This window comes from Saccharopolyspora elongata (assembly GCF_004348985.1).
Taxonomy (GTDB): domain Bacteria; phylum Actinomycetota; class Actinomycetes; order Mycobacteriales; family Pseudonocardiaceae; genus Saccharopolyspora; species Saccharopolyspora elongata.
On sequence record NZ_SMKW01000059.1, the window covers coordinates 1 to 21,415 of the forward strand.

The window sequence follows — 21,415 nt, forward strand, 5'->3', positions numbered from 1 at the left end:
TGTTCGGTGCGGTGTTCGCATCGGCGCGAATCAGCGACCATGCCTGGGTTCGGGCACCGGCCACGGTGGTGGTGGAGACCTTCCGTGCGGTTCCGATGCTGATCCTGATGTTCTTCTTCTACTACGGGTCCCTGCAGTACGACCTCCGTTTGTCGCCGATGTGGGCGGTCGTGCTCGGGCTGACCCTCTACAACGGATCGGTGCTCGCTGAAGTCTTCCGAGCCGGCCTCGTGGCGGTCCCGGTCGGACAGCGAGAAGCCGCGTACGCGATCGGCTTCCGGAAGAACCAGGTCGTCCGGACGGTCCTGCTACCGCAGGCAGTGCGAACGATGCTTCCAGCGATTATCAGCCAGCTGGTCATCCTGTTGAAGGATACCTCGCTCGGCTTCATCATCACCTACAACGAACTCCTCTATGTGGGGCGGCAGATGGGGGCTCGCCAGGAGTTCGGGTTCCCCTACATTCCGACGTACATGGTCATCGCAGTTGTTTACATCGGACTGTGCGGATTGCTGACCCTGCTGGCGAATCGGCTCGAGGTCAGAAGTCGGCGGGCGGTCAAGACGGCGCGTTCGCCGCTCAGCAGTGATGTGCCTGCCAACCGGGACACTGCACGACCGGACGACAAGATCCCAATGGGCAAACCTTGACATGTTGTTCCCCGCCGGCATGAACCGGGTGACAGACGATGTGCTGGCCGATCAGGCGTCGGCCCGCTATCGAGCGACGCGCCCAGGGTACGAGATCGGGAAGGTGCAAGGACTGATCGCGATGAACGATCCAACACGAGGCGAAGCTGTCGACCAACCATGGCGTGGAGAAGTGTGCGCTGTCTTCGCCGCCGAAACGGCGGGTGTCGAGATGCACGTGGTGACCGCAGCGCAGCTAGTTGCCGGTGTGGGTATGGAGGGGGACAGGTACGCGCTCGGCAAGGGCCACTACTCGCACCTGTGGCACCCTGACCGCCAGCTCACGTTGATCGCCCAAGAGGTGATCGACGACGTTGCCCGTGCCATCGGTGAGCCGATCGACGGCGTCGAGTTGCGGCGCAACGTCGTCACCCGCGGCGTTCCCCTCAACTCGCTGGTCGAGAAGTACTTCGCCGTGGGGGAAGCCATCGTGTACGGCGGCCGGCTCAACGTTCCGTGCAGGTACCTGGAACGGCTGATCGACAAGAAGGTGTTCGAGCCGCTTCTCGGGTGTTCCGGGCTCAACTGCCAGATCCTGCGTGGCGGCACTGTCCGCCCCGGGGACGTCGTGCGCCCTCTTCGCCTTGGTGAGGAGAACGCGATCGAGGTTCCTGTGGCTTTGGTGGGGAAGGACGCCGGATGAGTGTGCGGTTGTTGATGGCCGCCCGGCTGAAGGCTGAATCGTGGCCAGCGTCCGACGTCCGCGAACTGACCTTCGAGCCGGTCCACAGAACCGAGTTCCCCCCGTTCATCCCGGGAGATCACGTCCAGGTACAGCACCAGAACGGGACTAGGCGGGATTACTCGCTCATAGGGTCGGCCAACGATCTTTCCAGTTACCGCATCGCGGTTCGCAGGGAGAGTGGTGGCCGCGGCGGCTCGGTCCTGTTCCAGGACGAGTTGGCGCTGGGGGATCTGGTGTTCGTGTCCTACCCGCAAGGCGGCATGCGGATCGACTCTGCCGCTGCGCACCACGTGTTCGTCGCCGGCGGGATCGGGGTCACGGCAGTGCTGGGGCTGCTGGGCGGATTGCCTTGTGGAGCGTCGAGCGAAGTCCACTACTGCGTACGCAACCGCATCGATGCTGCCTATCAGGACGTCCTGGAGCGCTCAGGTGCGAAGCTGGTCCTGCACGAGTCCAGTGCAGGTGGTCGGCTTGATGTGCCGGCTTTCGTGGAGGACTTGCCTCGGGAGGCCACCCTGTACTACTGCGGTCCACCGAGTCTCATGGCCGCGATCGCCGATGCCACATCCCACTTCGACCCTGCGCGCGTTCGCTGCGAGAGTTTTACCGGTGTCACAACCGAACCAGGGGAGAAGCTCGGCGACGCTTTCGACGCTTGGCTGGTCCTGTCGAAGCGGGTGATTCGCGTCCCTGAGGATGAGTCGCTTCTGCAAGCGGTGCTGCGCGAGAACGTGCCCGTCGACTACTCGTGCGAGGGCGGTGCTTGCGGCAGCTGCGTCCTCGAAGTAGTCGACGGGGAGATCGACCACAGAGATCTGTGTCTGAGTGAAGAGGAGCGCAAGGAGGTCATGACCTCGTGCGTCTCGCGAGGGCGCGGACCGATCTCGCTGCGGGCTTGACTGTGGGGATGCTCTTCGAGTTGCCGGATGCGCTTGTTGGCCTTCGTCAGCTCGGCATTCTCACGAGTTGGACCAGACCGTCGCGGATCTCGATCACGCGCCGCCAGTAGTGGCGGTGGGCCCGCCGGGGCGAGAACCGCTCCCGCCATTGACTTCGTGGCTGTCGATCGAGCGCGTCCTTGTGTGTGACCGTCGCGGCGGTGGGCCAGTTCCCGCGAGGCCAGGTGTCCTTGCAGGACCTCTCCGGCCGCATCGTCGACATCACCGGTAGCCAACAGGGCTTGGACCAGTACACCGCACGCAGGTTCGCCCTCGATCTCGACGGCGAAGTGCGCGGCGGCGCAGCGCCGCGGCAGTGCAGATCATCTTGGTCATCGACATGACCCGGAACTGGGTGGACGTGGTAACCGGGTGGTAATAGCCGGGGCTGCTGACCCCGAGCACGCGGCAGCAGACCTTGACCGGGTGTCCGGCGTCGAACGAGAGCATCGATCACCGAGTGAATCCCAGCCCGGGCCCACCCGCAGCGTATCGGTGATCGGCGGATCGGCGGTGGGAATCTCGGCGGGGAAGTCCAGGTCGCCGATCTGGTTGCGGAACGCGGCGTCCACGGTGTAAAGGATGCCGTCGCGGTCGGCGGCGATCGCCGCGACGTGCGGCACTTTTGGGATTTGACCGCGTCTCGCAGCACCTTGTCGATCGAGTTCCCGTCGATGGCTTTGCCCATCGCTGACCTCCGTTGGTCCGTGACACCTCGCTGTGCCTGATGAACCGCCCATCTTGGTCACCGCCCTCACACGCCACCACCGGCGTTTGGTCGCAGGTTGGCGGGTTCTGCCCGCCAGATGTCGGATCCGCTCCGGTACAAGACCCGGCCGGTGCCGCCGACGAAGATGCGCCGCCAGTGGCTGACCGGCTTGATCCGCGAGGTCCACGACGCCTCACGACAGACCTACGGGTCCCGTCGCGTGCACGCCGAACTGACACGCGGCATGGGCATCGCGGTCAGTGTGGACTTGGTCGGCGAACTCATGCGGCTCGCCGGGATCGCCGGCTTGCCAGGACCGGTCACGGTTAAACGGCTGAAAGGCGTTGCCACAGCAGATGATCTCGTGCATCGCAAGTTCCATCGAGTCTCGCCCAATGAGCTCCGGCGCGGTAGCGGAGGTGGAGGTGTACCGCGCGTCGGCTGGCTGCCTGCCGATTCCGTACGCCTCCGGCACGATGCCCTCGCCCGCAAGGACACCAATCCCTGAACCGCACCGCGTCGCCCCGTGCAAGGGCGATCCAGTCGTTCAGCGGGCGCCGAGCACGGCGTGGGCGTGCGCTAGGTGAGCATCGGCGAAGTCGTGCCGCTCGTCCATCTCCATGCGGTGCAGCAGTCGGGCCGCGGCGTAGAGCTGCGCGACGCGGCCGGCGGGTGGAGGACGGGGCGTGGGCCTCAGCGGGGAACATCCTCAACCCGGAGCCGGACTGGTGGGCCGGCGGGCACGGCCTGTTCTCCACGAGTAACTTGGCGGCCTTGCGGAGGATCTCGACTTTGCGGTGCTCGTTGCGGTCGAGTACCGGCTGGCCCCCGAGTTCCCCGACCCGGTCCCGCGCGAGGATTGCTATGCCGCCGCCGAATGGGTCGCCGCGTCAGCCGAGCACCTCGGCGTCCGGCCGGATCGTCTGTTCGTCGCCGGGGCCAGCTCGGGAGGTGGTTTGGCCGCCGGGCTCGCGCTCGCAGCGCGCGACCGCGGCGGGCCGCACCTGTGCGGACAGGTTCTGGACTACCCCATGCTCGACGATCGCGGCCTGACTCGCTCCACCCACCAGTTCGACGGGATCGGTGTGTGGGACCGGGTCAGCAACGAGACCGGATGGACCGCGCTTCTCGGCGACGCGCGAGGCGGTGCCGACGTTTCGCCCTACGCTGCTCCGGCGCGCGCCACCGATCTGCGTGGTCTGCCCCCGGCCTTCATCGACGTCGGTTCAGCCGAGATCTTCCGCGATGAAGCGATCGCCTACGCCGACGCGATTTGGAACGCTGGCGGGCGACGCGGAACTGCACGTGTGGCCCGGTGGTTTCCACGCCTTCGACATCTTCGCTCCCCACACGGTCCTGGCCCAGGGCATGATCCGCACCCGCAACGCCTGGGTCGAGAAGATCCTCGTCGACTAGACCGTGCGCGTCGAGTCGACGGTTCACCAGGTCGAGCTCGCCGCCGATACGGTCCTGCTCTCTCTTGAGGACGGCGAGCGGGATCGGGTCGGCGTAGTGGGCCTGCATGAGCCGGTCCTGCTCGTGTTCCAGCCGGTCACGATTGGCGGTGAGCTGCGCGAGCTCGTCTGCCTTGGTAGACATGAGCCGGTCGGTCTCGTGGTGCAACATCCCGGCCAGGGCTGAACGTCGGGTCGAGCAGGATGCGCGTGCCGGCGTAGTCAAGCAGTGCGGTGGGGCCTCCGATCAGCGTGAAGCGGATGCTGCCGGTGGGCTGGCCGTCGGGTGTGGTCATGGGGTCCTGCCTTCTTGAGTCACGTCGATGACGGTGCGGCCGGTGCCTTGCCCTTCGAGGAGCGCGGCGGCGGCGGTCTGGGCCTGGTCGAGCGGGACGACCCGGGTGAGGCCGTCCAGATGGGCCGGGTCGAGGTCACGGGCGAGGCGATCCCATGCCTGTTGGCGCAGCGTGGGGGCGGTGCGGACGGAGTCGATGCCGAGCAGGGCCACGCCGCGGAGGATGAATGGCAGCACGGTGGTGGGCAGTTGAGTGCCGCCGGCGAGTCCGAACGCTGCAGCGGGCGCCCCGTGGCGGAGGGCGGCGAGGGCGCCGGCGAGCACGCTGCCGCCGGCCGAGTCGATGACCCCTGCCCAGCGCTGTTGTCCGAGGGGCCGGGTCTGGGACTCCAGCTCGGCACGGTCGATTACCTCGGTCGCCCCCAGCGCGGTGAGCCGGGCGCGGAGCCGGTCAGGCCTACCGGTCGTGGCGGTGACCTCGTACCCGGAGTGGTGCAGCAGGGCGACGGCGATGCTGCCTGAGCCGCCGCCTGCGCCGGTGACGAGCACCGGTCCGGCGCCTGGGGTGAGGCCGTGGCGCTCGAGGGCGAGGAGGGCGAGGGCAGCGGTGAACCCTGCGGTGCCGATCGCCGCGGCCTGGACCGGGGTGAACGCGGCAGGAACTGTGACGAGGTCGTCACCGTTCACGCGGGCGATCCCGGCGAGGCCGCCGTGGAGCTCCTCACCGAGCCCTGCCCCGTCGAGGGTGACGACATCGCCGGTGTTCCAGCGGGGGTGACGCGATTCGATGACTTCACCGGTCAGGTCGATGCCGGCGATCAGCGGGGTGCAGCGCACGACGCCGGGGCGGCCGTGAAGGGCGAGGGCGTCCTTGTAGTTGATGCTGGAGTAGCGCACCCGCACGGTGGTGTCGAGGTCATCGAGCGTGCTGGTGTCGAGCTGTTCGAGGGCCGCGGTGTTGGCACCGTCGTCCTTGCGGACGACCCAGGCCGGGAACGTCGTCGTCATGTCGGGCTCACTTCGTGCTCTCGGGGGCGGTGTCGGGCAGGTCGCCGGTGAGGAATTGGGCGCGCCCGCGGCCGAAGGACCAGTCCGCGGCCCCGTTCTCCACGATGCTGACCACGAGGTCGTCACCGTCGAGCCCGATGCGTTCGTGCAGATTCTCGGCGATGAGCTCGTACAGGCGCTGCTTTGCCGTCTCGGGGCGGGCCTTGCTGATGACTCGGATGATGGTCAGGTCCCGGGTGCGGGTGTAGCCGAGGCCGGTGTCCAGGGCGCGCAGCTCGAACGGCTCGTGCTGGGTGAGCACCTGGTACAGGTCGGTCTCCGGCACCGCGAACGCTTCGACCACGGCGGCGTGGATGCCGTCGAGCAGGGTTGTGAGGCGGGTTTCGTCGTGTCCTCGGATCACATCGACAACGATCAGTGGCATGGGTCAGACTCCTTCAACGAGGTGGCGGATAACGTCAGCAGCGGGACCGGTCGGGGCGTTTCGCCACCCGGTCCCGGCCCACAGGTGCAGCCGGTCAGCGTCACCAGCTTTGCCCGCGGCCTGCCGCAGCGCACGGGTGAGGTGGTGCACCGCCGGGTAGGCGCCGAGCCCATCGGGGTGGCGGTCGATGAACCCGTTGCGCAGCGCCCGGGCGGGCCGGCCGGTGAACGCCCGGGTCAGGACGGTCTCCGTGAACACGGGATCACCCAGGGCGCGTTTGTGTGTGGGCGAAGTGCCGGCCTCGTCAGTGCGCAGCAGCAGCGTCCCCACCGCGACGGCCTGTGCGCCCGCGTCCAGCAGGGCACGCACGGCGTCCGGCCCGTCGACACCGCCAGCGGCGATCACGGGAAGATCCACGGCCTCCAGGACCCGGCGGACGAGGTCCGCCGTCGGGATCGGCTCTAGGGTGCGGGCGGGGTCGAAGGTCGCGCTGTGGCCTCCGGCGGATGGTCCCTGCACCACCAGGCCGTCCACACCGGCGCTCTTGGTGAGCTGTGCTTCCTGTGGCGTCGTGACGGTCGCCAGCACCCGGGTTCCCGCTTTCTGCAGCGCGGCGATGTCGGCAGGGGCGGGCAGTCCGAACGTCAGGGACACGACCGGTACGGGGTCGGCGAGGAGCAGGGCGAGCTTCTCACCCCACCGGTCATCATCGGCCACCGGTGTCGGATCGAGCTCCAGCCCGTGCCCCTCGGCTTCGGCCGCGAGTTCCTCGGCGTAGGCGGCGAACGCGGCCTCGTCGACCGGGTCGTCGGAGGGGACGAACAGGTTGACCCCGAACCCGACGCCCAGCGGGCGGAGCTCGTTGATCTCCGCCGCGAGCGTGTCGGCGGTCTTGTACCCGCCGGCGAGGAACGGGAACGTCCCCGCCGACGCCACCGCACGGGCAAGCGCCACGGTCGAGGGGCCGCCGGCCATCGGTGCGGCCACGAGCGGCAGCGGCGAGTCCAGGAGTCGATCAGTCATGATGGTTCCTTCTTTCAGCGGTGCAGGACGGGTTGCCGTTCCGGCGCGGGTGCGATGGCGGAAAGGGTGTGCGGGAAGCGGATGCGCAGCAGGATCGTGCCGATCGCGGCCAAGACGACGACGCCGCCCGCCGCGTACAGGGCGGTGCTGAACCCGCCGGCGAGGAACGGGGCGACGGCGACCGGGCCGAGCGCTTGCCCGATCGCGTAGATCGCGGAGAGGATCGCGACCGCCGCCGGCACCTGCAAGTGCCGTCCGGCATCCAGCGCCAGCGTGGTGACGCCCATGAACGTGCCGCCGAACAGCACCGCGGCGATCACCGCCCCCACCGTCCCCAGACCGAGGCCGGCCAGGACGATCCCGGCGGCTTGGAGCCCGAGCGCCGCAGTCAGCAGCGTCGGATGGCTCATCCGGGAGCTCAGCCACGCCCACAGCACGCAGGACGGGACCGCCGCGAGCCCCACGATGATCCACGTGGCCTTCCCCACAGGGCCCGGGACTGCATCCGCGACGGCCGCGACCAGGAAGGTGCCGGCGATGATGTAGCCGACGCCTTCGAGGAAGTACGCCAGCACCAGCGGCACGAACCACCGGTGCGGGCGCTCAACCCGTGCGATACCGGCGTTCTCAACCGCGTCGGCACGAGACAGGCGGATCAGGTTCCAGCCGAGCACGGACAGGGACGCTGCGAGTACGGTCGCCGCGCCCCACGCGATCCGCCAGTCACCGACCAGCGAGACCAGCAGCACCACCGACCCCGACAGGGCGATCCCGGCCCCGACGCCGCCGTAGGCCCACCCCACCAGGTGCCGGGAGCGGTGCGATACCCCGGTGAGCACCGCGGTGGCGGCTGCGACGAACATCACCGCGCCACCGGCACCGGCGATCCCGCGCAGCACGATCCACACCGCCGGCGAGATAGTCAGTGGCATCAGGGCAAGGGAGGCGACGACCGACACCGCGCTGATCCGCACCGCCAGCGCGCTGCGCCCCAACCGCGGCGCGACCATCGCCGCAAGGGCCCCGGCGAGATAGCCGGCGTAGTTCGCCGTCGCGAGCGTCGCCCCAAGCTGCGCGCTCACTCCGGCCTGGGACTGCATCAACGGCAGGATCGGGGTGAACACGAACCGCCCCACCCCGACCGCAACAGCGAGCATGCTCCCGGACCGCACCGCGACCCACCACTCGCCGCCCGACCGATACCCCACTGTGGTCTCACTTCCCGCGACAAACGGCGCATCGTTCTCTTGCTGATCACCTTCGACGCTACGGACTGCGAACCTCGAAAGAGAATTGCCTATCCCGCATCATCTATGCTTGACAGTTATGGATGTGGAGTTGAGGCACCTGCGGGCGTTCGCCGCCGTGGCCGACACGCTCTCGTTCACCGCAGCGAGTCGTCAGCTCCTGATCACACAGCCCGCGCTCACCCGCACCATCCAGCAGCTCGAGGGCATCCTGGACGTGACGCTGCTGGAACGCACCTCACGTTCGGTGGAGCTCACCGATGTCGGCCGAGCCTTCAGGACGCGCATCCAAGGGGTGTTACGGGACCTCGACCTCGCCACAGCAGAAGCGCGCGGGGAGAGGGAGTTGCACATCGGGTTTTCCTGGGCTTTGCCTGATCCCTGGGCGGGGGAGGTCATCGCCACGTTCGAAGAGACCACGGGTGCCAGCGGGCGGCTCATGCGACGCGACGACATCAAAGCTGCCTTGCGGCACGGAGAAGTCGATGTCGCGTTCATCCGATATGCCGTTGATGATCCTGAGCTGACCGCTATCACCCTGTTCGACGAGCCGCGGGTGGCGGCCGTCAGCAGCCGTTCGCCCCTGGCAGAACGTGATCGTTTGCCGTGGAACGAGCTCAGCGAACACCCGATCGTGATCAACACGCAAAGCGGCAGCACCCGCCCCGAGCTCTGGCCCGCCGCACGCCGCCCAGAGCGCGTCGTCGAGTGCGACAACTACGACGAGTGGATCACGCTGATCGCCGCGGGCAAAGGAGTCGGCGCCACGCCGCTGTCGGCGAGCGCGACCCACGCGCACACCGGGGTGGTGTTCGTCTCCCTGGCCGACGCGCCCCCCGTCTCCTTGAACCTCGTCTGGCCCCGACGGCGAACCAGCGCGCTCCTGCGCCGCTTCATCGAGATCGCGGCAGATCAGGGGCGTGTTCCCCTCACCTGAGCACACGCCCGAACCCGCCCAGACCGCTTGGGTCGCGCCCACGGATCGCGCGGCTACTTGGCCAGGCCGTTGAGTGTGCGTTTTGCTGCCGCGGTCAGTTCTGCGGCAGCCCGGCGGGCGGTGGCAGAGACTCCGACCATGTCGTAGCCGCCGTGGACGAGTCCGTCGGCTTCCAGGTATTCCACGGGCACACCCGCGCGTGGCGAGACCGGCGCGGGCACCCAGGCCAAGGTGGGGCACGCTTCATCGGCGCCTTCGCCTTCGCGTATGCGGGCTTCTGGATCGCGTGCCTGATGCCCGGTGTTGTCACCTTGGCGCTGAAGATCCAGAACCTCTTCGGCGGGGAGGCCGCCGCAGGCTCGTTGAGCCTGGTCGCCGGAGCGGGCGTCCTGCTGCCGTTCGTGCTGATGTCGATCGTCGGGCGCATGAGTGACCGCACCACGGCGCGGATCGGGATGCGCCGCCCCTCCCTGCTGATCGGCGCCGCCGGCGTCCTGATCCTCGGCGCGGCGATGGCATGGGCGCCCAACATCCCGGTGCTTATCGCGTCGTACGCGCTCTACAGCGTCGCTGCCAACTTCATCGGCACGCCGCTGCTCGCGGTAATCTCTGATCGCGTCCCGGTGCAGCAGCGGGGCCTGGTGTCCGGGCTGGTCGGGCTCACCCTTCCGGTCGCGATGATCGGCGGCACGTTTGTCGTCCAGCTCGTCGCACCGGACATGCTGCTGATGTTCATCGTCCCGCCGATCATCGCTGCGATCAGCGTCGTCGTCTTCGTCTCCCTCATCGGCGACCGGCGCCTGGCGAAAGATGCGCCCAAGCCTCGCCTCTCGCTCGGCGAGATCGCGTCGACGTTCTGGGTGAACCCGCGCCGCCACCCGGACTTCGCGTGGGCGTGGATCAGCCGGCTGCTGTTCGTCACCGGGTACGGGTTCCTCACCACCTACCAGGCGTCCTATCTGCTCAACCACCTCGGCTCCAGCGAGAACGAGGTGCCGCAGCAGATCTTCCTCGCCAGCCTGGTGCTGTCGATCACCACCATCCTCACCAGCGTCACCGGGGGACGACTGTCGGACTTCCTCCGACGGCGGAAGGTCTTCGTGCTCACCTCCGCCGCGGTGTACGGGGTCGCGCTGATCATCGCGTCCCTGGTGACCGGTTTCAACGGGTACCTGCTGGCGATGGGGATCGCCGGCATCGGGTACGGCGCGTTCCTCGCTGTCGACCTCGCCCTGGTCACCGACGTCCTGCCTGACCCGGACAACGCGGGCAAGGACATGGCCGTGTTCAACATGTCCAGCACCCTCGCCAACGCCATCGCCCCCCGCGGTCGCTCCGCTGATCCTCCTCCTCGGCGGCGGGTCGTACGCGGTCCTGTTCGCCGTCGCCGGCAGCGTCGCGATCCTGGGCGGCCTCGCCATCCTGCCCGTACGCCGGGTCCGCTGACCTCATTCGCACGAGAGAACGGAGACCGACAGCGTCATGCCGATCGACCCGATCCTGACCCCCTACCTCACCGACTTCGGGCATCCGCCCACGACGATCACCGGAGACGTTCCGCGCCGCGTCGGACGCTGGCAGCGACGCGGGCTTCGAGAAGTTCACCCTTCCGGGTCCGCCCGTCGCGCGGCGTCAGGTGGCGCAGGTCCGCTCGGTCGACGGCACCGTCCCGGTGGTGATCTACCACCCGGCCTCTGCCGGCCCGCACCCCGTGCACTTGTTCCTCCACGGCGGCGGGTGGGTGATCGGCTCCGCGTTCTAGAAAGACTCCGAGGCGGTCAGCCGGACTCGAGCCGTCCACGCCGACTGCGTCGTCTTCGCCGTCGACTACCGGAAAGTACCCGAGCACCCGTACCCGACCGCCGTGCTCGACCTGCTCGCTGTGATCGACTGGGTGGTCGAGCATCACGACGACCCTGGACGTGATCCCCGGCGCGCTCACGGTCGGAGGCCAGTCGTCCGGGGCGAACATCGCGGCCGGGGCGGCGATCGCCCTGCGCGATGCCGGGAGAGCGGACATCCGGTTCGAGCTCCTCGAAGTGCCCGCGCTCGACCTCAGCCACAGTCTCCACCGCCCCGAGGGGGAAGACCTTCCCCTGAGGCTTGCCGATGTCCGATCCTTCACCCGCGCCTACCTCACTGGCCCGTCCGACGCGTCGCAGGCATGGGCATCCCCACTGCTGGCACCCGACCTCCCCGGGCTGCCGCCCACCCATGTCGCGGTGGCCGAGTTCGACGTCCTCCGCGTGGACGGCGAACGGTACGTGGAACGCCTCCGCCAGGCGGGCGTCCCGGCACAGCTGCACCTCGGAACGGGGCATGTGCACATCTCGCCGTCCATGACCCGTCTCCTGCCGTCGGCGCGCGCCTAGCAGCAGGAGACGATCACCCAGCTGCGGGCGGCGAATCACGCAATCATCGCCGGGATGCAGGAGAACGCCCGCGCCCGCTCGTAAGAGCTCGGCTCTGACCGCTCAGGTATCGCAATTAGCGATGGGAGCGTGCACAAGAAGTCGTTGGTGCGGCGAAATACTGCCGACTTACGGTGGAAGAACATCGCGTGAACCGATCAATGGAGATGAGGTTTCCTATGGCTGTACCGACACGATTCACGGAACAGCTGGGCGTCGAGCACCCCGTGGTGCTGGCTCCGATGGACTACGTGGCCGACGCGAGGCTCGCCCGCGCGGTCTCCCGCGCCGGCGGGCTCGGGCTGCTCGGAGGCGGGTACGGCGACCGCGACTGGTTGCTGCGCGAGCTCGGTGGCCTGGACCTTGCTGCGGAGGGGGTCGGGTGCGGCTTCATCACCTGGTCCCTGGCCTCGCAGCCTCATCTGCTCGACATCGTCCTCGAACGTCAGCCGAAGGCGGTGTTTCTGTCGTTCGGTGATCCCGCGCCGTTCGTCGAGCGCATCCATGCCGCGGGCGTCCCGGTGATCTGCCAGGTCGGAAACCTCGAGCATGCACGGCATGCGCTGGAGGTGGGTGCGGATGTCCTCGTCGCGCAGGGCGGGGAAGGAGGCGGGCACGGTGTCGGCACGCGTTCCACGCTCACCCTCGTCCCCGAGATCGCCGACCTGATCGTCGACCGCGGCTCGGATGCGCTGCTGTTGGCGGCCGGGGGGATCGCCGACGCGCGTGGTGTCGCGGCGGTGCTCGCGCTCGGCGCTGACGGTGCGGTCGTCGGCACCCGCTTCCTGGTCAGCGAGGAAGCGGCGATTTCCGCTGAGGCGCAGGCGCGAGCTCTCCTGCTCTCTGGCGACGACACGGTCCGCCAGTCCGTGTACGACATCGTGCGCGGCAAGGACTGGCCGGCGGTGTACTCCGGGCGGGTGCTGAACAACGAGTTCGTAGCGCAGTGGCACGGACGCGAAGGCGCCCTCACCGAGCAGATCGGTGAGGTCCGCGCACTGTTCACGACGGCGGTCGAGGTCCGCGACTTCGACACCGCGAACCTCATCGTCGGTGAAGCCGTCGGCCTCATCCGCTCGGTCGAGAGCGTGGAGAGCATCGTGCGCTCCCTGACCCGCTTCACGTCAGGGCGTGTCGCTGAGGTGCGGTCATGAGTGAGACCGTGCCCGCGGTCGGTCGGAACGAGCCTGCACTGTCGCAAGCCGGGGATCGCTCGCCGAGCCGCGCGGACCTTCGGAAGGTCGTCACCGCGTCCAGCGTCGGCACCCTCGTCGAGTGGTACGACTTCTACATCTACGGCAGCCTGGCCGTCGACTTCTCCGGCTACTTCTTCCCCGAGGGGAACCCGTCGTCGCGCTGCTGGTCACGGTCGCCGCGTTCGGGACCGGGTTCGTCGTCCGGCCTCTGGGGGCGCTGTTCTTCGGCAGGATGGGCGACAAGCTCGGCCGGAAACGCACCTTTCTGGCCACCCTCATCCTGATGGGCGCCGCCACGACTTTCACCGGGCTGTTGCCGACCTATGACGCCGTCGGGGTGCTCGCGCCCCTGGCCCTCGTGGTGCTGCGTCTCTTGCAGGGGCTCGCCATCGGCGGCGAGTACGGCGGGGCGGCGATCTATATCGCCGAGTACGCGCCCCCGCGGCGCAGCGGGTTCCTCACCAGCTTCCTGCAGACCACCGCGACGCTCGGTCTGCTCACCTCCATCCTCGTGATCGTGATCTGCCGCCTCACGCTCGGGGAGGCGGCGTTCGCCGCGTGGGGGTGGCGTGTGCCGTTCCTGCTCTCGGCGGTGCTGGTCATCTTCTCCCTCGCCGTGCGGTTGAAGATCCATGAGTCCCCGGTGTTCGAGAAGATGCGTCGCACCGGCACCCTGTTGAAGTCGCCGATCAAAGACTCGCTCGGCAACCGGCATGTCCTCGCCCTGGTCGCGGTGGTCCTCTTCGGCGTCACGGCGGGGCTGGGGGTGGCGTGGTACACGGCGCAGTTCTACTCGCTGTACTTCCTGCAGACCAACCTCGGCGTCGAGTTCCTCGCCGCCAACATCACCGTCGGCGTCGCCCTGGCGTTGGGCACGCCGTTCTTCGTCCTGTTCGGCGCGCTCTCAGACCGATACGGGCGGCTGCGCTTCATCGTCGCCGGGCTGGTCCTGTCCGCCGTCTCGTATGTGCCGCTGTTCTCGTGGATTCGTGATGCCGCACCTGTCGGCCGGTATGCGGAAGTCGTGGCAGCGATCTTCCTCCAGGTCGTCTTCGTCACCATGATCTACGGCCCCACCGCCGCGTACCTCGTCGACCTGTTCCCGCCGCAGATCCGGTACACGGGCATCTCCGTCGTCTACCACCTGGGGACGGGAGTGTTCGGCGGGTTCACACCGCTCATCGCGCTGGCTGCCACCGGCGGCGACGATTCGCTGTCGGGGCTGGCGTATCCGATCATCGTCACCGCGATCACCGCGATCACCGCGATCACCGCGATCACCGCGATCACCGCGATCACCGCGATCACCGCGATCACCGCGATCACCGCGATCACCGCGATCACCGCGATCACCGCGATCACCGCGATTATCGCCGCCGTGTTCCTGCGCAAAGGTGCCCGCAGTCCTGTCGTGCTTCGAGCCTGGGAAGTTTACAACGCGCCCCGAGAGCATCCCCGACAGCACCGCACACCGCGGAAAGCAGGCACACGAACATGAATCAGCCGAGCACCCCAACGTCATCCACCGATGCACGAATCGAAAGTAGGAGACATTCATGACTGACATCATCGATCGCCCCGACACTCAGACAGCGCTCATCGGGCACTGGATCGACGGATGGCGGCGAGAATCAACCAGCGGCCGCACCGGCCCCGTCTACAACCCCGCCACCGGCCTCGTTACCGCGAACGTGGCCCTCGCCGACGAGGCCGAGATCGACGAGGCGGTCGCCTCGGCGCAGCGGGGCTTCGAGGTCTGGTCGCGGTACTCGATCGCGAAGCGGCAGGCGGTGATCTTCGCGTTCCGCGAGCTGCTCAACGCCCGCAAGGGCGAGCTGGCCGAGATCATCACGGCCGAGCACGGCAAGGTTCTCTCCGCGGAGTGCTAGCCGGCAGCCACGATGGGGAGCCGATGCTTTTCGGCTCCTCACCTGGGCGTTCCGTGCTGGCCCAGCTATGCGCCGTGCGGCACGAGGGCGATCATGGGGGCGTTTCTCCGCAGCCCTGTTGATCGGCTGGCTACGGCTTGATGGAGACTCCGCCGTGCATGTAGACCTGGCTGTCGTCGATGGCAGCCGCGGTTTGCGTCGGGTGCTATCGGTGCGCCAGGATCACGCCCGGGGCCACCAGGTCCAGGCCGGTGAAGAAGCGCTCCACTTCGTCCTTGCTGCGGGCCACCAATGGGATGCCGTTGGCCCAGAAGGTAGCCGTGTAGCGTCGGTGGTGGTCATCGACAACGCTGCCGCTGGGCAGTGGTTCGAGCAGTCGCGCGACGAGCTCGTGCGCCGCGTCGTCGTCCGGGATGAAGTGCAGTGCAAGATCGCGAGCAGGCTCAACGCTAATGGCGGCCAATGCGGCATCCCGTGTTCGCACACTTTGTGCGCACACTCCCGCCCTCGGTCGGGTGGATAGGCAGAGAGTCCCGGAGTGGCACACGGGCTTGGCCAGAGGCGATCGTTGAAACTCGGACGGCGGGATGCCGAGCGGCTAAGGTCGAGCTCCTGGGCCGTGTCCAACTGCCGAAGTGCGGCCCGCTGCACAGTCCGGCGCCCGTACCCCGGTAAGTCCTCTACCGGGGTACGGGCGCCGGTTGCAGTGCCGGCTGACTCCTAGCGCGTCACGCTGAGAAGCGCCCGGACTTGATCGCGGTAACGAAGTTGGTCCACTGCTCCGGGGTCGCGGTGAAGTACCCGGCGGCCCTGTCCTTGGTGTCACGGACGGCGGCACCGTCGCCGATACGGCCGACCTCCACGCATTCGGTGTTCTTGGCGGACCGGCTGGACTTGCGCCACCCGGTAACGCGGTTGGTGGTCACGTCTAACCCTCTTCCTGTTCCATCTCGGTTGCAATCTTGGCCATGAGTGAAGCCGACTCAGCTTCGCTCAAGGCCACAGTGCGGAGGACTTCCTCCGCACGTTCATAAATGGCAACGTCCTTCGTGTTGTAGAGGAACGATGCCGGGCCGTAGTGCTCAAGATGGACAATCGGCGATGCCTTGGGGAAGCGGAACAGCACGAACATTCCCGCGTGTGCGGGGTGCATCGTGCGTGCGCCCGATGGGATGACACGCACGCTGATGTTCTCGCGCTTGGCCATGTCAACGATGTGGCGAAGCTGGTCAGCCATGACGGCAGGGCCACCGATTGGCTCCCGCAACACCCATTCGGAAATGAACACGGAGTACCGCGGGGCGTTGCGCCGCTTCGTCAAGATGCTTTGACGGCCGAGACGGAGGTGGACGCGGTTTTCCACGTCGTCCAGGTCGCCCATGACTGCGCGGATGTATTCGTCCGTCTGCAAGAGTCCAGGGATCAGCAGCGGCGCGACGTTCACCATTTCGGTACAGGTGCGCTCGGTCTCGATCAGCGTCGTCAGTTCGGTGCGGGCCCCGGAGGTGTCCGAGGTGGTCCAGTTGCCGGCGTCCACCTCGTCGGCCAGCTGCACCACACGGTCCCGTTCGGCGCCGTTGATGTTCAAGTATGTCAGGTAGCTGGCCACCTCGGCGGGAGTCGGGACGGTCGTGCCGTTCTCCCAACGCTGCAAGCGTGCGCGGGATACCTCCAGTTTTTGAGCAAGCCTCAGCGCGGTGATACCCACGTCTTCGCGAGCTTTCCGCAGTTCAGCGCCGAGATTGCGTGCCTTGGGACTGCCTGCGGGGTTCCTGGCCATGCTCAGGATCCTATTCGTTGGTCAACTGGCTTCTGATCACGATCCGCCCCGATCGGGGTATTGCGCCTGGTGCTCACGAGCAGTCATGGTGCTCATGAGCACCATGACTGCTCGTGAGCACCAGGCGTCGGGAGGGTAGTGACGTGGGGATGCGGACCATCAAAGGGGCCGTCGCGGCCGGCGGTTCTCCAGAGGTCGACGTAGATACGTGGTCGTGGCGCTTGCCTTGCACGGATGCTTTCGGGCGCTCGTACGAGCTGGTGATCACGGCGCAGCGCGGCGGCCCGGCGTCGGGTATCGGCATTTCGTCTCCCGCTGGGGAGTACGGGCTCGTGGAAGTGAACCGCGTCGGTGATCTGGCGTGGGTGATCAACCGGGCCACCGTGTTCATCCTGAACGGTCGGGACGGTGGTGATCGGCCGTGTACCCCGAGACTCTGATCCTGATTGGGGCTGCACTCGGCCTTGGCATGGGCAACGTCGCCCTGCGGGTCGCGCAGTCCGAATGGTGGCGTCGCCAAGCTGTGGTGTGGCGGTTCCGATGGGTTACGCGCCCGTCTCGTCTGGCACGCACCCGCCGGACGACACGTGAGGCAGCGGCGGCCTGTCAGGCGCCCCGCAGGCTGCGGCGCCAGCCTGCCGCGATTCCCCCGTCACGCGGTAGGCATCGGGCCGGGTGCCGGGCACGCGGGGGAGCGCGTCGCCCGGCCCCGGCCATGCGGGAGGTGGCATAACCGTGATGTTCGCCCGCCTTCGCCTGGATCGCGTACAGGTCAACTCGGTGCTCCTTCAGCACCTCGCGCCAGTGGACCCTCGGCGAGCTCCGCGCCGCGTCCCCGTGTTCTGCGGGCTGACGTTTGACGCGTTCGACCTGGACCCCCGATTCATCGATCGACCGGCCGGCCAGCCGTGCCTGGACTGCCTGCGGAACGCACCCGTGGAGTTGACGATGAACCTTGCTCGTGTCACCGGCGTGTTGCCGTCGGACCTCCTGGGAACCGACGACGCCCCGGCGGAGGAGGTTGTCTACCTCCAGGGGTGCGCGAAGCTCGGGGTTCGCCACATCCAGCCGCCGGCCGGACTGGTCATGCGCGGCGTACGCCTCGGGAACCCGGTGGTACTCGCCGAATGCGGCCATATGGCCTGGTGCCCGATCGTCGGCCCGTGGCCGTCGCTGGACTGGCGGGTGTGCGTCGAATGCCTCCGAGCGTGGCGGGCCCGCTCCGACACCAAGCTGCCCGGCGGGGACCCCCCCATCCCGCCAGCCGGGCACGTCCGGCCGGGGTGACTCCCCCCAGGCCCCGGCCGGACACCTAGACCGGCTCCTGGTCGTTTCTTGGATTCCCCGGCCCGAACGGCCTGGAGCCCTCCGGCTCGCCCTCCCCGGTATGGAGGGGCGGGCGAGCCGGTCCCATCCATCCCAACCGAAAGAGTCTCGCAATGACCCTCACGAACATCGATGTTCGGAAGGCAGCGAAGTCCTATATGGACAGGTACCCGGACGATGTGCGGGGCCTCAAGTCGCTGGTGGATCTGATGTCCGAGGGCATCGACATCACCACCCGTGCCGAAATGCGCGGCCACGTGACCGCAAGCGCCGTGGTGGTCAACGATGCGGGTTTCGTCCTGCTGGTCAACCACGTTGCCACTGGGCAATGGATACAGCCGGGCGGCCACCCCGAGGCCGGAGATCACAGCCTGTCCGATACGGCCAAGCGGGAAGCGCACGAGGAAACCGGCATCCACCCGGCACTCCTGAAGCTGGCCTTCACAAGGCCGATTCACGTGGATAGCCATGTGATTCCGGAGCGGCCCGAGAAGCAGGAGCAGGCGCACAGGCATTGGGACTTTCGCTACCTGTTCTGGACTTCGGCCCGTGTCGGCGAGATCCAGCCGGATGAGGTGGGTGGCGCTGGATTCTTCTCGGTCAACTCATTGCCGGGCGATGTCCTGCGTGAGCGCGTTCGTCTGGCGATGAACTGAAACGGTGAGATTCCAATGTTTAGACAAGGAAATGTGCCATGGGTAAAACTGAATTACGTTGTGATCGACGCGCAGGGAACAGCCCCACGGACGCATCCGCCCGACCTGGTTGAGCTCTCAGCAGTGTCCATTGAGGATGGAATCATGGACCGGCCGGTTACCTGGCGGGTACGCCCGAAGGAGCGGATCAGTCGCCGTGGGCATAAAGTTCACGGCATTTCAAACGCTGACGTAGCGCTGTGTCCGCCGTTCGCGGCAGTCGCGGAGGCAGTGCGAACCTACTTCGGCGACGCCATACCGGTTGGCCACAATGTTCGTACGAGCCTAGGTGTGATGGCGCGGAAGCTGCCGGACTGGCGGCCCGTTGAGGCGCTCGACACACTCCGACTTGTTCTATCCACATTGGATATTCGGGAGCGGCGCCTATCGGTGCTGGCGGAGCACCTGGGGTTGACGGGGAACATTCCGGAGCACCTGAGACCGCAGGGAGCTACGTGGAATGCACTGGTGACCGCCCGCCTGTTCGTGCACCTGGCGAACAACTTTGGCCGGCAGTGGACCGTTTCGGAACTTCGGGAGCGCGGCCAATGGCTGTGCCCGCACCCTGTATCGCGGATGCAGCTCCTCGGGGAAAGGCTGACGCAATGACGGCACGGTAGGATTTCATTCTTCGGTTGTTCTATGGGTTGATGGCTTCCGTCTGTCTCATGGCGTCTTTCGTGTATATGTACCTAATCAACAAGCCGCCAGAACAGCCGGCGCCCTGTGTGGCCGTGGTGTCCGCGCCGCTGGTGCAGCCGTGACCAGGCAGACGCTGCCCCGGCCGGTGGTGCGCTTCGATGCCGACAAAACCGAATGGCAATTGATCGAGTGGCAGGCACGCGGATTGTTCCGGCGGCAGGCAGTTCCGGTCATCGTGGGCAGGGCGACCGTGTACATGGGACGGCCCGATGGATGGGTCGTGATGCGCTCCGGCGAATCTCCGGAGCAGCCTTTCGTCTTCTGGCCCGACCCAAGCACTGTTTTCGTCTGGGGCAGTGAAAAAGCCGCCGCGGAGGCCGTCATGGCGAACGGGGACGGCCAACCTTGGGCCGTCTGCCCGATGCGCGAGTTGACACGATACGTATTGAGAACTCTGTGAAACAGCAAGGAAATGGGGCGAACATGGGCTCCGCGACAACGAGCGGCGATGGAATCGTGAACCCAGATCTGCCCCGCCGGGAGCCGGGAAGCAGCGGCTACCAGCGGTGGATGGGCGGGGAGCTGTACGAGCACCAGGTCCAAGTGGTGGCAACTCCCAACGCCGAATGGTCGGCCGAGGACTTGGCCTTCCTGGGCAGCAACATGGGCGGCCGTCTGTCGCTGCGGGTTCGCGGCGAGGAACTGCCCGAAGGGAGGTGCACAACCGGAAAACCGTTGCATAACCCTAAACATTGATGATCAACCAATTTGTCACGTTGAGCGGTCTTCTCTGAAGCCCTGGGCGCTTATGGCGGCTGCCACGGAGGTCACGCGGCGACGCACCGAGGTGGCGAACACGGCCGACGCCAGTAGGCCAACGCCGGTGACGATCCAGTTCACGGTGGCGGAGTCGAACGTCAGCCAACCGCCGGCCACCAGGGTGGCCAAGGCGACGCAGGCGGCCTCGGTGAACACCGCCGGTCACCCTCAGGGAGCCGGGGCTGGATCGGAGTCGGTGTGCGCGGCCGTCACTGCGGCAACCTCATGCCAGCGCCAGGAGTACCGCACTGGCCCGAACATCACAGGCCGCACGGGACGGAGGCGATCCAAGTCGGTCACCGGTCCTGTACCGCCGCGGATGGGGCGAACACGTGGTGTCCAGCGACCGAGGCCAAGGCGATGATGACGCTTGCCGAGGTGATCCGGCGCGGAGACTGTCCGAGCGAGGACTGGTCAGGTCTCCATCAGGCGGCGCAGGATGCCGCGGGCGTCGTCGCCTTCGGCTGCGGCGGTCCAGAGGCGGTCGGTGAGTGTGTGGTAGGTGGCGACTTCGTCTTCGTCGGTGATGCGGATTTCGGCGGTGATGTTCTCGACGAGTGCGAGGTCGTCGAGGAGCCAGTACCCGTGCATGGGCATGTAGGGGAGTCGTTGGTCTAGTGGGAGTATGCCGAAGCGGATGTGCGTGATGCCGATCAGTGATGTCAGGCGGTCGAGCTGGGAGCGCATGGTCTCAGGCGGACAGACGGGGTAGCGGAGGGCGGCTTCCGCGACGAGGATCTCGATGCGCTTGCTGGTGTCGTAGAGGACGGCTTGTCGTCGCATGCGTGCGGCGACCGCGTCGTCGATGTCGGCTTCGGTGCCGTTGAGCTCGGAGTAGAGCCGGAAGACCTCGCGGGCGTAGTCGGGGATCTGGGCAAGGCCTGGTACGACTCCGAAGTCGACGGCTCTGATCACCGATGCTGCTTGTTCGAGGTTCTGGCCTTCTTCTTGCCGGGCACGCGACCCGCCGCGCTGGCTGCGACGCCACGACTCGTAGCGGATCTTCAGCTCACGCAGCGCATCGCGTAGCTCCTCGCGAGTGTCCTCAGCGGTGCCGGTGATTTGGCACCAGGTGAGGATGTCGGAGTCGGTCGGTGTCTGCCGTCCGGTCTCCAGCTTCGAGACTTTTGGCTGGCCCCACTGCGCGCGCTCGGCGAACTGGTGCCCGGTCAAGCCGGTCTGTTCACGCAGTCTGCGCAATCGGTCGCCGAACTCGCGTCGGCGTTTGTCGAAGTCGGTCACGCTTCC

Annotated in this window: 26 protein-coding genes and 3 pseudogenes; 20 read left to right on the forward strand and 9 right to left on the reverse strand. The window is 67.2% G+C overall.

What is annotated here, in order from left to right:
• The 8 genes and pseudogenes from E1288_RS32695 to E1288_RS47340 form a co-directional block, all read left to right on the forward strand.
• Positions 1-650: amino acid ABC transporter permease (locus E1288_RS32695; RefSeq protein WP_132492171.1), on the forward strand; the 650-nt coding region annotated here is incomplete at its 5' end.
• A 1-nt stretch (position 651) separates the two neighbouring features.
• On the forward strand, positions 652-1,332 hold the full coding sequence (locus E1288_RS32700; RefSeq protein WP_235883959.1) for an MOSC domain-containing protein: 681 nt from the start codon (positions 652-654) through the stop codon (positions 1,330-1,332).
• Entirely contained in the window at positions 1,329-2,273 is a 945-nt protein-coding gene (locus E1288_RS32705; RefSeq protein ID WP_132492173.1) for a PDR/VanB family oxidoreductase, read from the forward strand. Before E1288_RS32700 ends, E1288_RS32705 begins: the two co-directional genes overlap by 4 nt.
• Positions 2,274-2,473: 200 nt before the next feature.
• Positions 2,474-2,656 (forward strand): hypothetical protein, encoded by a 183-nt coding sequence (locus E1288_RS47335; RefSeq protein ID WP_165968381.1) that lies wholly within the window; start codon positions 2,474-2,476, stop codon positions 2,654-2,656.
• 438 nt (positions 2,657-3,094) lie between these two features.
• A pseudogene (locus tag E1288_RS32720) lies at positions 3,095-3,424 on the forward strand (IS3 family transposase); the annotation flags it as partial.
• 394 nt (positions 3,425-3,818) lie between these two features.
• Positions 3,819-4,250, forward strand: a pseudogene (locus E1288_RS32725) (alpha/beta hydrolase fold domain-containing protein); the annotation flags it as partial.
• Positions 4,251-4,266: 16 nt separating this feature from the next.
• Complete coding sequence (locus E1288_RS50500) at positions 4,267-4,437, forward strand: hypothetical protein (protein WP_408014188.1); 171 nt, start codon at positions 4,267-4,269, stop codon at positions 4,435-4,437.
• 3 nt (positions 4,438-4,440) lie between these two features.
• On the forward strand, positions 4,441-4,662 hold the full coding sequence (locus E1288_RS47340) for a hypothetical protein (protein WP_165968382.1): 222 nt from the start codon (positions 4,441-4,443) through the stop codon (positions 4,660-4,662).
• A gap of 105 nt (positions 4,663-4,767) precedes the next feature.
• Here the strand turns inward: E1288_RS47340 and E1288_RS32735 are convergent, their stop codons facing one another.
• The 4 genes from E1288_RS32735 to E1288_RS32750 are packed head-to-tail and all read right to left on the reverse strand — an operon-like array spanning position 4,768 to position 8,433.
• The gene (locus tag E1288_RS32735; RefSeq protein ID WP_132492181.1) at positions 4,768-5,778 is read right to left on the reverse strand and encodes an acrylyl-CoA reductase family protein; all 1,011 of its coding nucleotides are present in this window, start codon (positions 5,776-5,778) and stop codon (positions 4,768-4,770) included.
• Between the two features lie 7 nt (positions 5,779-5,785).
• Positions 5,786-6,202 carry a tautomerase family protein gene (locus E1288_RS32740; protein WP_132492183.1) on the reverse strand — a complete coding sequence of 139 codons (417 nt, stop codon included), beginning with the start codon at positions 6,200-6,202 and terminating at the stop codon, positions 5,786-5,788.
• A gap of 3 nt (positions 6,203-6,205) precedes the next feature.
• Positions 6,206-7,225, reverse strand: a complete 1,020-nt coding sequence (locus E1288_RS32745) for an NAD(P)H-dependent flavin oxidoreductase (protein ID WP_132492185.1) — start codon at positions 7,223-7,225, stop codon at positions 6,206-6,208.
• A 14-nt stretch (positions 7,226-7,239) separates the two neighbouring features.
• Positions 7,240-8,433, reverse strand: coding sequence for a YbfB/YjiJ family MFS transporter (locus E1288_RS32750; RefSeq protein ID WP_235883960.1), 1,194 nt, complete (start codon positions 8,431-8,433; stop codon positions 7,240-7,242).
• A 118-nt stretch (positions 8,434-8,551) separates the two neighbouring features.
• Between E1288_RS32750 and E1288_RS32755 the strand changes: the two genes are divergently transcribed.
• The 7 genes and pseudogenes from E1288_RS32755 to E1288_RS32780 all read left to right on the forward strand — a co-directional run bounded on the left by E1288_RS32755 (position 8,552) and on the right by E1288_RS32780 (position 14,905).
• Positions 8,552-9,409, forward strand: coding sequence for a LysR family transcriptional regulator (locus E1288_RS32755; RefSeq protein WP_132492189.1), 858 nt, complete (start codon positions 8,552-8,554; stop codon positions 9,407-9,409).
• A 152-nt stretch (positions 9,410-9,561) separates the two neighbouring features.
• Positions 9,562-11,088 (forward strand): MFS transporter, encoded by a 1,527-nt coding sequence (locus E1288_RS32760; RefSeq protein WP_132492191.1) that lies wholly within the window; start codon positions 9,562-9,564, stop codon positions 11,086-11,088.
• Between the two features lie 104 nt (positions 11,089-11,192).
• Positions 11,193-11,318, forward strand: a pseudogene (locus E1288_RS50505) (alpha/beta hydrolase fold domain-containing protein); the annotation flags it as partial.
• Between the two features lie 13 nt (positions 11,319-11,331).
• Positions 11,332-11,781, forward strand: a complete 450-nt coding sequence (locus E1288_RS32765; RefSeq protein WP_268951969.1) for an alpha/beta hydrolase fold domain-containing protein — start codon at positions 11,332-11,334, stop codon at positions 11,779-11,781.
• A 218-nt stretch (positions 11,782-11,999) separates the two neighbouring features.
• Entirely contained in the window at positions 12,000-12,974 is a 975-nt protein-coding gene (locus tag E1288_RS32770) for an NAD(P)H-dependent flavin oxidoreductase (RefSeq protein ID WP_132492193.1), read from the forward strand.
• Positions 12,975-13,095: 121 nt separating this feature from the next.
• Positions 13,096-14,514 (forward strand): MFS transporter, encoded by a 1,419-nt coding sequence (locus tag E1288_RS32775; RefSeq protein WP_207954683.1) that lies wholly within the window; start codon positions 13,096-13,098, stop codon positions 14,512-14,514.
• Between the two features lie 58 nt (positions 14,515-14,572).
• The gene (locus E1288_RS32780; protein ID WP_132492195.1) at positions 14,573-14,905 is read left to right on the forward strand and encodes an aldehyde dehydrogenase family protein; all 333 of its coding nucleotides are present in this window, start codon (positions 14,573-14,575) and stop codon (positions 14,903-14,905) included.
• Positions 14,906-15,110: 205 nt separating this feature from the next.
• On the opposite strand, the gene E1288_RS32785 is transcribed toward E1288_RS32780, so the two are convergent.
• From E1288_RS32785 to E1288_RS32795, 3 genes are all read right to left on the reverse strand, one after another.
• The gene (locus E1288_RS32785; RefSeq protein WP_165968383.1) at positions 15,111-15,368 is read right to left on the reverse strand and encodes an SAM-dependent methyltransferase; all 258 of its coding nucleotides are present in this window, start codon (positions 15,366-15,368) and stop codon (positions 15,111-15,113) included.
• Positions 15,369-15,633: 265 nt separating this feature from the next.
• The gene (locus E1288_RS32790; protein ID WP_132492199.1) at positions 15,634-15,831 is read right to left on the reverse strand and encodes a DUF397 domain-containing protein; all 198 of its coding nucleotides are present in this window, start codon (positions 15,829-15,831) and stop codon (positions 15,634-15,636) included.
• 2 nt (positions 15,832-15,833) lie between these two features.
• A complete protein-coding gene (locus tag E1288_RS32795; protein WP_132492201.1) occupies positions 15,834-16,685 on the reverse strand; it encodes a helix-turn-helix domain-containing protein in 852 nt (283 codons plus the stop codon).
• A gap of 948 nt (positions 16,686-17,633) precedes the next feature.
• Here E1288_RS32795 and E1288_RS32800 point away from each other — a divergent pair.
• From E1288_RS32800 to E1288_RS32820, 5 genes are all read left to right on the forward strand, one after another.
• Positions 17,634-17,972, forward strand: a complete 339-nt coding sequence (locus E1288_RS32800) for a hypothetical protein (protein WP_132492203.1) — start codon at positions 17,634-17,636, stop codon at positions 17,970-17,972.
• Positions 17,973-18,124: 152 nt separating this feature from the next.
• The gene (locus tag E1288_RS32805) at positions 18,125-18,667 is read left to right on the forward strand and encodes an NUDIX hydrolase (RefSeq protein ID WP_132492205.1); all 543 of its coding nucleotides are present in this window, start codon (positions 18,125-18,127) and stop codon (positions 18,665-18,667) included.
• A 60-nt stretch (positions 18,668-18,727) separates the two neighbouring features.
• Positions 18,728-19,315: a 3'-5' exonuclease gene (locus E1288_RS32810; protein WP_165968384.1), complete on the forward strand. Its 588-nt coding sequence runs from the start codon at positions 18,728-18,730 to the stop codon at positions 19,313-19,315.
• Positions 19,316-19,466: 151 nt separating this feature from the next.
• Positions 19,467-19,808 (forward strand): hypothetical protein, encoded by a 342-nt coding sequence (locus tag E1288_RS32815; RefSeq protein WP_132492209.1) that lies wholly within the window; start codon positions 19,467-19,469, stop codon positions 19,806-19,808.
• Positions 19,809-19,831: 23 nt separating this feature from the next.
• The gene (locus E1288_RS32820) at positions 19,832-20,104 is read left to right on the forward strand and encodes a hypothetical protein (protein ID WP_132492211.1); all 273 of its coding nucleotides are present in this window, start codon (positions 19,832-19,834) and stop codon (positions 20,102-20,104) included.
• A 15-nt stretch (positions 20,105-20,119) separates the two neighbouring features.
• Here E1288_RS32820 and E1288_RS32825 read toward each other — a convergent pair whose 3' ends face one another.
• Positions 20,120-20,323 carry a hypothetical protein gene (locus E1288_RS32825; protein ID WP_132492213.1) on the reverse strand — a complete coding sequence of 68 codons (204 nt, stop codon included), beginning with the start codon at positions 20,321-20,323 and terminating at the stop codon, positions 20,120-20,122.
• 258 nt (positions 20,324-20,581) lie between these two features.
• Positions 20,582-21,409 (reverse strand): helix-turn-helix domain-containing protein, encoded by an 828-nt coding sequence (locus E1288_RS32830; protein WP_132492215.1) that lies wholly within the window; start codon positions 21,407-21,409, stop codon positions 20,582-20,584.
• Between the last annotated feature and the right edge of the window lie 6 nt (positions 21,410-21,415).